This is a genomic window from Cellulosilyticum sp. (assembly GCF_982396655.1).
Window position 1 is genome coordinate 22,281 of the sequence record NZ_CEVXFV010000041.1, and the last position, 13,395, is coordinate 35,675.

The 13,395-nt window shown below is 34.5% G+C and carries 8 protein-coding genes and 1 riboswitch; of the genes, 1 reads left to right on the forward strand and 7 read right to left on the reverse strand.

Going from position 1 to position 13,395, the window contains the following annotated elements; translation table 11 throughout:
• Window positions 1-8 precede the first annotated feature (8 nt).
• The 5 genes from AC1VAQ_RS15250 to AC1VAQ_RS15270 form a co-directional block, all read right to left on the reverse strand.
• The gene (locus tag AC1VAQ_RS15250; RefSeq protein WP_302599804.1) at window positions 9-3,086 is read right to left on the reverse strand and encodes a YhgE/Pip domain-containing protein; all 3,078 of its coding nucleotides are present in this window, start codon (window positions 3,084-3,086) and stop codon (window positions 9-11) included.
• Window positions 3,087-3,205: 119 nt separating this feature from the next.
• The gene (locus AC1VAQ_RS15255) at window positions 3,206-3,688 is read right to left on the reverse strand and encodes a GNAT family N-acetyltransferase (protein ID WP_302599805.1); all 483 of its coding nucleotides are present in this window, start codon (window positions 3,686-3,688) and stop codon (window positions 3,206-3,208) included.
• Between the two features lie 123 nt (window positions 3,689-3,811).
• Entirely contained in the window at window positions 3,812-10,006 is a 6,195-nt protein-coding gene (locus AC1VAQ_RS15260) for a pectinesterase family protein (protein WP_479904118.1), read from the reverse strand.
• A gap of 353 nt (window positions 10,007-10,359) precedes the next feature.
• Window positions 10,360-10,878 (reverse strand): nitroreductase family protein, encoded by a 519-nt coding sequence (locus AC1VAQ_RS15265; protein ID WP_479904119.1) that lies wholly within the window; start codon window positions 10,876-10,878, stop codon window positions 10,360-10,362.
• 200 nt (window positions 10,879-11,078) lie between these two features.
• Window positions 11,079-11,462 carry a hypothetical protein gene (locus AC1VAQ_RS15270; protein ID WP_479904120.1) on the reverse strand — a complete coding sequence of 128 codons (384 nt, stop codon included), beginning with the start codon at window positions 11,460-11,462 and terminating at the stop codon, window positions 11,079-11,081.
• 154 nt (window positions 11,463-11,616) lie between these two features.
• Between AC1VAQ_RS15270 and AC1VAQ_RS15275 the strand changes: the two genes are divergently transcribed.
• Window positions 11,617-11,901 carry a hypothetical protein gene (locus AC1VAQ_RS15275; protein WP_302599809.1) on the forward strand — a complete coding sequence of 95 codons (285 nt, stop codon included), beginning with the start codon at window positions 11,617-11,619 and terminating at the stop codon, window positions 11,899-11,901.
• Window positions 11,902-11,970: 69 nt separating this feature from the next.
• On the opposite strand, the gene AC1VAQ_RS15280 is transcribed toward AC1VAQ_RS15275, so the two are convergent.
• Window positions 11,971-12,660 (reverse strand): radical SAM protein, encoded by a 690-nt coding sequence (locus AC1VAQ_RS15280; RefSeq protein WP_302599810.1) that lies wholly within the window; start codon window positions 12,658-12,660, stop codon window positions 11,971-11,973.
• 60 nt (window positions 12,661-12,720) lie between these two features.
• Window positions 12,721-12,817, reverse strand: a riboswitch (guanidine-I (ykkC/yxkD leader).
• 167 nt (window positions 12,818-12,984) lie between these two features.
• The coding region (locus AC1VAQ_RS15285) for a cellulose binding domain-containing protein (protein ID WP_479904121.1) at window positions 12,985-13,395 on the reverse strand (411 nt) is incomplete at its 5' end.

Consider the following 13,395-nt stretch of genomic DNA (forward strand, 5'->3'; position numbering starts at 1 on the left):
ATTTATTTTTAATGTTCAATAACTCCTGATTCCCCCAGTTTCTTAGAAAACCTATGAAGAATTGCATTGGCTTTTTTCTTTAATAATACACCTAGACATATAAATACTACGAAGAATATACACAAGGTTACGATATCTTTTATCAGTGTCTCATAATAAACGCCTGCAATAGCTTCTCTCATGGCACTGATACCATATGTGAATGGTAAGAACTCATGAATCTTTTGGAAAAATACAGGTGTTACTTGAATAGGGAATGTCCCACCAGAACCTGCAAGCTGTAATACTAATAGGACCACCCCTATAGCCTTACCAACATTGCCAAATAAAGAAACTAGCGTATAAACAATTGCCATAAATATTGCACTGTACATCATAGCAAGGCACACGAATAATACAGGCTGTTTCACTTCTACGCCTAATACTACAATGTCACCTAATGCTGCTATGAAACCTTGTAGCATAGCACATGTCGCAAACAATAAATATTTACCAAAATACTCTTCAACCGGTGTACATTTAAAGCTTACATTTTTTGACTTAGTCGTAAGAAGTGCACAGAGTAATAATGCCCCAACCCATAAACAAAGTGTAGTATAGAACGGTGTCATTCCTGCACCATAGTTTGCCATAGGGTATAATATATGCGTATTTAAATTAACTGGTGTCGCTAAGAACTCACTTTTATCACTATTATCCATTGTGAGCTGATTAATTAAATCTTTAACATCCACATTTTCATTAAGTAAATTAATCTTATCAACTACCTTATCAACATTTTCTCTAAGGACAGGTATGTGCTCTTTAACTGCTAAAATATCTTCAGCAAGTAATTCACTCTTCTCACCTAGGCGTGTTCCAAAATCTCTTAAGTACTCAAGTTCATTTTGAACATTCCCTAATAAACCACTCACATCACCTACAAAGGTAGACATCTGACTAATCTTTTCTTTCAATTTCGCAATAAGGTCAGAATCTAAAAGGTTAATTGTACTATCTAATGATGCCCCAATATTATAAGTCAGTTGTGAAATATTCCCAAGTGTTTCTTCTAGAACTACTTTATCTTCTAACTTGCCACTAAGGCTATTTAATCTATTTTGAAGCTCACTTAAACTTAATTTAACATCTTCTACCTTAGTTTGTACGCGGTCTGCTTCACTATGAACAGTATTAACCACACGATTTGATACATCTGTAAGCTTATCTTGAACTTTTTCGATATTGGCTACAATGCTATCAATCTTTTCTTGACCACCAGTTGCTACATTTGTCACTGTACGCTTAAGACTATTTACTCCTGTAGCAGTCTCAGCCATTATTTCTTCTAATGTTGTTAACTTATCTGAAATACTGCTTGTACGCATTTCAATAAGTGTTCGGATACTTCTAATTGTACTACTTAAACTTCTACTTGTTGCTTTTAAGCTATTTAGCGCTTGTGTTGAAGCAGTCACATTGTTAGAAAGTCCCTTAAGTGTTATTAAATCTGCCTGCATATCATTTAATGCATAAATTGCATCACCAAATACTTCTGTATTCGTACTGAGCTCTTGTTTAGCCTCATTTACAATTTCTAAGGTTTCAGTAATTTCTGCCACAAATGCCACATCACCTGTGCTACTTGTATTAACACTTCTAGTAGCTACTGCCGATGAAGTATGCGTACTATCATCTTCTGGTATATCGGTTGGAAGATCTGATGGTGGATTTTCAGGTGTCTCTACAATATCTTCACTTCCGTTACTGTCTTCTCCTGGCGCAACTGGTGTTTCTTCAGAAGGCGGCATTGGAGTTGGCACTGATGGTATACTTGGTGGCTTAATCCCTTCTACCTTACTAACAATGCTTTGTAATATTGCAAGCTGAAGATCTATTTTTTTACTAACACTTTCAATATTTTTTCTTAAACTTTTGACATCACTTGCCGCTGTTTTACTAAGATTCTCAAGACGATTTAAAATAGATAAGGCTGTATCAGTATTATCAAGTTTTGTCTTTAATTCTTCAAATGAACTTATATATTCATCCATAATGTTAATGAGTTCATTTTTTGTACTTTTTATTGTGCTACTTAAATCCTTATCTAATTCTCCTGCCTTATCCGCTAATTCTGTAAGACGATTCTTGGCACTTTCTAACTTTACAATGCCTGTGTCAATATCATTGATAAGTACCGGCTTATTAAGTTCTATTGAATCTTTAAGCTCAGCTGTAGACGTTGAAATATCTGCAAAGATTGTTTGAATAAGTACTAAGTTTTCTTTTAACTCAGGAATAACTTCCTCCGGCTTTTTACTCAGTTCCTCTAAACTTGTAGTAATATCACTATTAAAATCAATAAGTTGATTTAATATCTTTTGAAGTGCTACTACATTTTTATCCTGTCTTTCAATAACAACTTTTCCATTGCTTGCTTTTTCTGCAAGCATATCAAGGCTTGATTCTAAATCTGGGAATTTATCTTGTAATCTCACCATCATATCTTCTAATTTCTCAATCGTTGGATACTCTTTGTCAATTTCAATTCCCACAGAATGCATGACTTCTATAAGTTTATTGGCTACGGTTTCAATAAATGAAGTCGTAATTTGATTTTGTATTGTTGTTGCACCTTTATCTGTAATCTTTGGTGCAATAGCATTAATTTTTTCATTTACATAATATTCAAGTTGAGGCTTAACAGGCTCTGCCTCCACTAGTGTAAGAATTTTTTTAGAAAAGTCTTCAGGGATAATAAGTGTGGCATAGACAGAACCTTTATCAACTTCCGCTAATCCTTCTTCCCTATTATCATAAAAGACCCATCCTAAACTCTCATTTTCCTTCAAGGAGCTTATAACTTCTTCACCAATATTTACTGCACTGTCTTTAATATGGCCTCCTTGGTCTTCATTAACAATGCCTACTTTGATACCTTTTGTATTGCCATACGGGTCCCAAGAGGCATAAATATTAATCCATGCGTACAGAGAAGGTAATAAAATTAAGCCACCTATAACAACTAGGCTGACCCAATTTTTACAAATCTTCGAAAGGTCCGCTTTAAAAATTCTCAAACTATTTTTTAGTAACTTAACAATCACTATGCTGCTCCTTCCTGATGTCGTTTACATAAGTCTTGCAAATTTTTATTATACGTACCTCTCGTTAAATTACAATAGACAAATGTCAGCCTTTGTATAAAATGTAATTTTTACCACAGCTATTTTATCTTCTGATAAGCTATTCTTTCACTTCCATCTCCTATATGAATAATCCCGCAATAAGTAAAACCTTTCTTTTGCAATAAATTTTGCATCGGCTTATTATTTCTATGCGTATCAATACGGATATTGGGATATTGCTTAAAGCACCACTCTAAACAAAATGATGCTGCCCCTTTCTTGCCGCTCCCCACAATGCGATGAACAACAGCATATGGCATTTCATTAAGCCATGCCCCTTCTTCTATGATCTTATAGGTAGGATCTTCTCCTATATTAAAATAAAATGTAGCTATGATTTTATCTTCTTCTAAACATATATAACTCTTTCCTTCATGAATATCTCTCTCTATAAGACTACGTTCAGGATACGTATTCCCCCACTGCGTTTCATTTCCATTAGCTTTCATAAATTCCCTAGCATCTGCATATAGTTTCATCACTGTTTCTAAATCTTTAATCTCTGTTTGTCTAATCTCCATTGTTTGCCCCTTTACTTTGTTCTTTGAAATAAACTGTTAAAATCAAAGAAGGTGCCACGAAATTATAGTTAATTCGTAACACCTTCCTCTTTATCTTGCAATGCTATATATTAGTTAACTCTCCTACTCCTGCATTTCTATCATTTCCATGAATCTATGAAGCATTGTGCTAACTTCTGCTCTTGTAGCTTTTGCTTTTGGATTACAGTTTTGTTTATTATCGCCTTCCATAATCCCTGCTTGTGCCATAAATGTCATAGCTTCTTCTGCCCATGGCGCTACTTTAGATTGATCTTTGAAATTAACTTCTTCTGTTTGTTTCTGAATTTCGATGTTATTTGCTTTAATATAGTTATATAGCATCACCGCCATTTGCTCACGTGTTACTTCGCCATTTGGGCTAAATGTATTTTTGCCTACACCATTAACGATGCCTTGCGCACTTGCCCAGGTAATAGCTGTTTCATACCAACTACCTGCTTTGACATCTTTAAATGCATTTGAGCCTGCAATCTTTGGTTCACCTGATAAGCGATATAGTACTGTAGCAAACATAGCTCTTGTCATTGAAGCATTTGGCGCAAAGTTTTCTTCGCTAATGCCTTTTAAAATTCCTTTATTTACAACATAGGTAATAGAATCCTTTGCCCAGTGTCCTGAAATATCCTGAAGATTGGCTAAGGCACTATTATCTACTGTTGGCTGATCTGTTGGTTTATTTACAGTATCAGTATTTGTAGTGTCATTATTTCCACTTCCACTTCCACTTCCGTTATTACCGCTTCCACCATTATTAGTATCATCATCACTGGTACTTACTTGCCATCTCGCATATAACACATGGTCTGTACCATCTGTAACATTCGTAGATGTAGTTACTAAGTTACCACCTGTAGGCGCTGTAAACCATCCTAAGAATCTGTAACCTTGACGTGTAGGTGTTGGAAGGTTTTCATAGTATCCACCAACTGTTACTCTTATACCATTTTGCACAACATTGCCGCCTTGATAATCAAGTACAACTGTACATTCTTTTGCTGCATCTATATCTGTTACTGTCTCATTGTACTTTGTTTTTTGCCATTGTACTGTAGACATATTCGTTACACCTGCACCTGTATTTGGTAAAACCTTGTCATGTAACTTACTTGCACTATATAAATTATATCTGCTATATGGTAATTTTGAAATAAATAAATCTTCATCTAAAATCATACCTTGATTTACATTATCTGTCACCTCAAGCATTGTAAGCGCATCATTCATATAATAAATACTATTCACCGCATTAATATAACCACCTGGACTTGAACCATTTCCACTTGTTACTGCATTAATAATACCATTAATATATGTGTTTTCAAGAAGTACTGATGCATCACATGTAGAAATAGCACCATTACTTACCACTTTAGCTTTTGCTTCTGCATTTTCTACAGAATCTCTAAGTTTTAATATATCTGAAGCATCCATTATACAGTTATATACATGGGCATTTCCACCACGGAGTCTTGGCATACGGTCCATAGAGTTTTTGTAGTAGTTATTCGCAAGTGTGAGTTGTAGATTCTTCATATTCTCTTCTGTATCAGAAGCACCTATTAAGTGCGTTTTCTTTTGAGCTGATGCATAACCTCTCACTTGCTCTTTTGTCATGCCATAGTGAGTAAGCAATTCATTATAATATGGATAACTTTCAGGATCTGCTTCTAATAAATCCATCATTTCATCAAAGAACTCTGACTCACTTTCTGGTAAAAATCTAGACCAAGAGATTGTTACGTTGCTTGGTTTGTTACTTGCTGCTTTTTTAACATCAACAATCCCATCATATGCTTTATAGAATGTACAGTGATCAATCCAAATATCTGTACTGCCATTTTGAATTGTCATATAATCCCAGTCATTGCGGTCGTAATCACCACTTGTTGCTTCATCCCATTCCCAAATCTCATCAAATACAATGTTTCTAAAGATAACATTAGATGAATTATTCACATCAATGCAAACATGTTTTAGTGCTGAACCATTTTGAGAGAAAATTGTTAAGTTGCTCATATCTTTAATAGATAATGTAGACACACCTGTTTTTAATAATGTTGGATGTAATAAAGGTGCATGTTTTGTACTTGTAATGACACTTTTGTATTTTGTAAGTGCATCGCCTATTTCAATTGCACCAAGGCCAATATCTTCTGTTAGCTCAATAACACTTGCTTTACCTGACTTCTTAATTGTGACTAAAGCATCAAGTAATTCTTCAGCAGTTGCTACCTTATAATAATTCTGAGATGTTTCTAATAAAACACCGCCACCTGTTACATTTTGTGCATAGCCTTCTACAGTAAATGCACCTAATCCTGTATCATCTGTATCTGTATCTGCCTTATCATTTACATACTCATTTTCAATAAATTTATCTTCACTTTCTGTAACAACATTTCCTGTGAAATCATTGCGACTTACATTTTCTGATACAGCATATGGGTCCCAACCTAAAAAGCCAGCTGTTAACATTTCTTCTGCCTGCGTTCTAGAAATCTGTGGACGATTACTATTGATTGCATAACCATCTCCATATGAGTAGAATTCACTAAAACGTGCATCTGTATATAAGTTACCGCTCATATCTGAATAACTATCTGTTTTATTAATAATGCCACTCATGTATGTATTGATAAATGTAGCTGAAGCATCTGCTCCCCATGGACGTGCTAATAAGTATTTAGATCCGCTACATCCTTCTTCTGCATATACTCTGCTCTCATTAAAGATATAACCATAGGCTGCCTTTGCATCTGTTTTTGGTGCCGTAATATAACCACTATTTTTATTGCCATTATATCTAAATACTAAATCACAATCATTAAATAAAGCTTGTGATGTTCCATAAATATAGTCTACATTACCTGAAATGTAACACTTATAAAAATATTGATGTCCTGTATTTGCTTGAAGTGTATCTTGATAGCCCATTAATTTGACATTTACAAATGTTGCCTGATCTGCATCTACACGTAAGGCATCTGCAGATTCATTTGAAATCGAACCATCGCCTAAATATTCATATGTATTTTCAAAGGTTAAGTTTTCTGCTGCAAAGCCTGTTGCTGAAGATTGTACATAAATTGCACAACGTTTAGAAGTATCTCCACCTACCGGTGTATCTTTAGGGTCAAAGTAATTGATGTTTACTTTTTCTCTATCTTCTCCAATAAGCGTAATATATGGTGATGTTACTCTTAAGTACTCTCTATAGTTTCCTTCTTTTACAAGAATAACAACTCTATCTGTATTGCTAGCTGGTACACTATTTACAGCTGTTTGTACAGTTTTATATACTTTTGCTCCTGAACCATCTGTTGCAGTATCGCCATCATTGCCTGTAAAACTGCTATCTACCACAATGTCATAGTTTGTTAAATAAACAAAGTTAAATGTTTGGCGTGTTACCTTACCTGCTTCATCTCTAAAGAGTAAGTTCACATCATTTCTACCTTCATTTAAAGTTGCTATAAAGGCAAACTTTTCATTTTTATTAAGGCTTACACTTTCTTTAATTTCGCCATTAACTTCTAAGCTCATTTCACCTTTTTTATCTACTACCCCTTCTAATACAGCTTCATTCTTATAAACTGTATCGTAAGATTTTTTAGTGATAAAAATCTCTGTTGCTTCTTTTTCATGTACATACTTTCCTTCACGTCCTAATGAAGCAAGCATTAAAAGTTCATTTGATGGATTACTGTTATTACTTTCTGATTTAGCAACAACGTAGTAATAGTATGGTTCTTCATTAATAACGTCCTTATCTGTATACTCTAAGGAAGAAACCTTATTTAGCAAAGTATAGACATTACCTGTAGGTGACTTTCTATAAATTTCATAACTTGTTGCTTCATCTACAGCATTCCAGCTTAGTTTAATTGCTGTTCCACAGTTTTCTCCTGCAATTACTGGACTTTCTAAAGGTGCTACAACGCTTGCTACTGGTGATAACTTAGCTTGTGATTCAGCTTTGCCACAAACACCTGTAATACGAAATACATACTCGCCATCGCCATCAATAGCTGCTGTATAGCTCTTATCTGTTGTCGTCTCTACTAATGTTGTAAATGTGATGCCACCATCTTTAGAAATTTCTACACGATAAGCTTCATCATCTTCACAGCTTTCTCCACTCCAGTTTACTGTAATATTCTTGCGGTCTGCTGAAATGATTGGACGTTCTACACTACTTACCTCTGGTGCTGTTCCTATTGCCTCATAACAATCTGTTTGGTCATATAAAACATTTCCTGCTTCATCTTTAAATGTAAGATTTGTAATAGTCCCATTAACATTAGAGAATGCAAAACCATAACGTACATTCTCATTAATATCATTTAAAAGCTCGGTATTTGAGAATTTAATTGTAGCACTTGGTGATTTATCTCCTGCTATTACCTCAGAATACCAGCCCTCTGCATTCTTATTTAATTTTACATGAATAGTATCACTTGTACTGTATGTTTGATCAATACTTCCTGCTGATGGTTTAGCGTTGCCTGTTTTATTATATATGTTTCTAATTTTGCCATCGCCACGAATACCTACAGTTGCAATATTTTTAATTTCATTTTGGTCATCAAATAACCCCATGAAAATTCCTTGACCACTACCATTTCCTATGGCAGAAATTTTAATATCTGCTTCAATTGATGCAATATCCGATCTTGCATCAAATACATAGTAGCCTATACCACTTGTTAAATTTGTAATATCTGAAGAATCATTAGCATGTTCAAAAACTAGACGATGCCCAACTGGCGTCACATTTAAAGAGTCTGTCTTATCCATTTCTTTTGGCATAGAAGCCTGTTCATTTGCTACTGGTGAACCTACTAATTCTCCCATATTTTTTACAGTCATTCCATGTAAATATGCTTCACCACTACTTGTAACATTAAATCTTAATGTAGTCGCTTCTCCTGTATATGTATAGGTTATGGTCTTATCACATGCTGCATGACCTTCTACTTTAAGTTCATTAGAATCAAATGCACCTTCACCTAGCACACCCGTCACAGATAATGTACCACCCTTACCATATTGGCATAAATTAAAAGTCACTGTTGCATTGCCTGCTACTGGTACTTCCATATAGTTTCCATCATTTATTGCTATACCGTGTGTACTATCATGCCAGTAAGGTGCAGCTGCTCCTTCAATCTTACCAATTGTTAAAAGTCCGTTATCTGTTGTATAAGTATCTTGAATCTTAGTTGCGCTATTAAGTTTCTTAAGCCCTTCATAGTTACCAAAGGCAAATGAATATACATCTCTTATCCCAGGCTTTCTAAATTTACTTGAATCTTGTACCTTAATTGTATAAGTTGCTGGAAATGAAGTTTGATCCTTAAAGTTTACAACAATTTCACCATCACTATTTACATCTATTGATTCTACAACATCCTCACTATTATTTTGAATAATGCTAGGACGTAGTGCCTCATCTTTTAAATCTGCATTAATATAGGCTTTCTCACTAAGGGCATAGTATGTTTTTCCATTAGATACCGTTACTTCAGCTTCATCCGCGGCAGTTGCAGCGCCTTTCACATCAATTGTTGTATCGCCTATTGAAATAGCAAAATCTTTAGCCTCCCAGCCTTTTACATCGCCTACTATATTCTTTACACTCATACCATGTAAATAGCTTTCACCACTCATACCATTCATTGTAAAAGTAAGCGTTGTTGCCTCACCGCTATATGTAAAGGTTACTTCACTGCCATCTTCCGCGCCTTGAAAATCTGCACTCGTTCCAACAAATTTACCTGCTTCATCAGCAACAGTTGCATCAATCTTTCCGCCTTTTGAGTACTTACAAAGCTTAAATGTAATCTCTGCATTTCCTGCCACCTTTACTTCAAAGCTATTGCCTACATAAACCGCAAGTCCATGACTATCTTGGTGGTGATACATCTCTCCATTTCCATTTATCTTTAAAAATCCATCTGGGGAATATAGTGTTTCAATTCTATTTTCCTTATTATAAGTAGTTGGTACAATCACATTAGTTGTATTAATTGTAAAATCATACTCATAGGCAGAACCTGCTTCAGGTGTTGTTCCTGGGTCTACAACAATGCCACCAGGTGATGTTCGATTTGCTGTCACCTCTTCATTAAGCGCTACTTCACTAGTTTGTATCACCTCACCTCGCTGAAGATCAATTGTATTTCCCATAGAAGGAATAACAGAGGATGCCACTAAGGTACCTGTCAAAACCAAAGAAGCCTGTTTTTTAGCCGATTTTTTCACAAATTGTTTCATATTGCCCTCCTCTTTTATAATGAAATTTAATATTGATTCCATTTTATTAAATTTGACATTTTTTTTCAATAATCTTTATTATTTTTAACACATTCAATAAATTGTGCATGTCTTTTAGTGCACTTTTATATTTAAAGTTATAATTACGCAGCATTTTTAATAACTTTTACACATTTTTTATGTCTATTTTATGTTATCCCACAACAATATTTTCTCACCATATTCTGAATTTATTTTATATATTTTAATAATTATTTTTTTATAATAGTTTACTCCGAATCATCTAAGCATATAAAAAGACTCTAGAAATATGTCCCTCGACACTTTTTCTAGAGCCTAATATACTATTTATTTTATTCTACAATTTTAACAATACCCTTTTTAACCACATCTTGATTTGGCGCCTTTAATGCATACCCTAGCGCAGCTATACCATAAACATCATGATTTTCTGGCACACCTATTTCATTAAGATACGCTCTTATTTCTTCTTCATCACAAATATCCTTTAGCTGATTAATCCACACTGAACCAATCCCTAATGAATGCGCTGCTAAAAACATATTTTCTAAAACACAAGCACTATCTTCTTTTCCCCAATTGCTTGTCTTCTCATTAGAAACAAGCACAATTACAGATGGATTATAAAAATTATAACCTATACGCTTTAACTTCTTCTCAATTAATCCCGCAAGTCTTTGGATTTTCCCTCTATTTACTATGGCTGTAAACTGCCAAGTTTGACGCTTCATACCACTAGGTGCATAGAGTCCTGCCTTTAAAATTTCTTCTAAATCTCCTCTTGCGATCTCTTTCTCTGAAAAAGCTCGTATACTACGTCTTGTTAAAATATTTTCTATCACTGCGTTCATATTTGCCTCCTTGCTATCACTTATTTTAAAATTCAAACTTCATGTATTTATTATAACATTCCGAGCTTGCATGGTCACTTTTTATATTAAATCTTTCTTAACTTCTCCTTTTAATTTACACTAAGCACTAAAAATCAAGGGTGCCACATATCCTAAGCAAGCTAGATATTTTGTGACATCCTCGATTCTATTAAATATTATTATGCACAATAAAACTCTTCAATATTTCTTAAATCCATACCAAAGTATTGAAATCTATTTCCTCTAAATCGGAACCCACCAACAGAACGTGGGCCTACAAAAGTAATATATGCCCAAAAACCAGGGCCATTAGTTGGCCATATATAAACGAACTGATTCATACAGGGGAAAATAGCACCTGGATCAACTGCAAATACTGTAGGGCCGCCTGGACCGCCTGGCTTTCCTGGACCGCCTGGCTTTCCTGGTCCGCCTGGCTTTCCTGGTCCTCCTCCTGGGCCACCGCCTAGTCCGCCTGGTTTGTTAGGCCCACCTATCTTTTTCCCCTGTCCCTTTTGTGGTATAAAATCTGGTGGCATACTAGGTGGCCTTCTCTTGTTCATAGGTCTAAAAAATGGAAACATTTCACAAAACTTCCTTTAACATTAAGCTATTATATTTTATTACTTAAAGCTTACCCACGTTCCATTTTTCACTGAATAAAATTGCTGCCATGTAGAATAATAATCATATTAGACAATGAAAGGAGTAGCCATAATGAGTCAATTTCACTTCACAGTATCTTACTTAGATTCTGCTGGTCAAAAACATGATCAAGAAGTTTATTTAGATAGCCAAGATTATAAACATCACTATGAAGAAAACTATGCAAAACTTATGCATAATTATCCTCCAGAACAAGCTGAAAAACATATCTTAGCTACTAAAAAACACTATATTGAAGATACACTGACAGCCCAATTAGGTACTAACACACCTCTAGAATATGATATAGCCGAAATGATTAATACCTTAGATAAAGATGTAAAAGGTGTTTTATAAAAAACTAGAAGCTCAATAAGTGACAAACTTATTAGAGCTTCTAATTTTTTATACTTACCAGACATTTTATTAACTATTGCGTAACGCCTTAGAAATCTCCTCAAATCTTTCATCTGATATGCCTAATTTTTTCTTAAACTTTTCATCTTCCATTCTTACAACAAGCACCTCATCAGGTGCTATTTCCTTAATAATCTTTTTAATCTCCTCAATAGATTCTTTACTATCGTTATAGCCTTTAATAATCGTTACCTCAAATATAAATTTTCCCTTATATTGTTTGCTAAACATAGCCATATTTAAAATATACTCTTTTAATGTATAGCCTTCAATTGGTCTTTGAACCTTTTGAAAATGTTCTTCTGTTATTACTTTTATCTCCCCAATTACCTCTTCACACTTATTAGCTATCTGTATATATTCCTCCTTTGCTAATAAGTAACCGTTAGATAATAACCTCACAGCCACGCCTTTCGCCTTAATCATATCAATAATTAGACTAACCTTATCATTTACTAAGGCCTCTCCTTTTGAATTAATAAACACTAAATCAGCCTTTGTCTCTTCTATTCTATCTTCTAATTCTTTAAAATCCTCTTCTATATTATCAAATGCCTTTGGCTTATCTATCTTATTTTGTGATCTACCAATCGGACAGAATATACAATCAAAATTACAATGTTTTTCTGGCAAGATATTAATTTCTAACACACGTCTGCCATCTTCCACATAAACCTCTTTATAACTAAAATTACGCATTTCTTTTACCTCTTCTTTCTAAAAATAATAGAAAAAAAGCCTGGGAGATATTATTTAAATATCTCCCAGGCTTTTCTCCCTCCGTGTCCACAGTAAACTGTGTGTTTTCTCTCGGACCAGACTAGCATAAAACTACGGAACCCTAGAAAACTTAGTAATATATTTAATTTATAATTTACACATTCAAAATTTCTAACCCATTTTAGCATAACAGCAAGAACAAATCAATACTCAGTTTAAATCTGTCGAATATTATATCCTCATTTAACGCAAAAAACTCATAAGCGATTAATATTCAATAACTTACGAGTTTTTTATAATGCTCTATTTAAGCGTATAAGCAAAATCATCAACTATTTCACCTGTACCTTGGAAACCAAATGTTACAGATGCACCTGTCGCGATTGTTGTGTTCCATTCCATAGGCTTAATCACTAATTCATCTGCCTCTTCAGTAACTGAAGCACACCAAATATTCGTGATATCGAAATCCTCTTTATTTACTCTTAGCTCCCAATCCGTTACTTCTTTATCAGAGGTATTTTTAATACACATTGTCACAGTATAACCGCCACCCCAGCTACTTACAGAAGACTCTAACACTAATGCTTCTGTATCAGGTGCTGATGTTGGTTCTGGTGTCACTGTTGGCTCTGGTGTCACTGTTGGCTCTGGTGTTTCTGTTGGCTCTGGTGTTTCTGTTGGCTCTGGTGTTTCTGTTGGCTCTGGTGTTTC